1 protein-coding gene is annotated in these 272 nt (G+C 55.1%); it reads left to right on the top strand.

The features are described 5' to 3' along the window. Window positions 1–241, top strand: a 241-nt coding sequence (locus GTU76_RS30730; RefSeq protein ID WP_180700271.1) for a transposase, incomplete at its 5' end; no start/stop codon positions are given. Window positions 242–272: the final 31 nt, after the last annotated feature.

The following is a 272-nucleotide window of genomic DNA, read 5'->3' as shown; positions in this document are numbered from 1 at the left end:
CTCAGGCAAAAAGAAAGGCCGTCGCTGCCTGACCAAACGAGGCGACTCAGAGGCACGTCGATTGCTGCACAACGCTGCAATGGCGGCGAGCCGGACCTCGGCGTGGAAAGGGTTTTATGAGGCTTTAAGAGAACGCGGATTGAGCACTACCCAAGCACTGGTCGCACTAGCCCGCAAGCTTGCCCGGGTGGTATTTGCTCTGTTGAAAAACCAGAGCGAATACTCACCTAAAGCCGTTTAGGGGCTAGGCATGAACCATAGAATCTCCCACA

It is taken from the genome of Pseudomonas crudilactis (assembly GCF_013433315.1).
GTDB lineage: Bacteria > Pseudomonadota > Gammaproteobacteria > Pseudomonadales > Pseudomonadaceae > Aquipseudomonas > Aquipseudomonas crudilactis.
The sequence above is the reverse complement of the archived record's forward strand: the minus strand, read 5'-3'. Positions and strand labels throughout refer to the sequence as shown.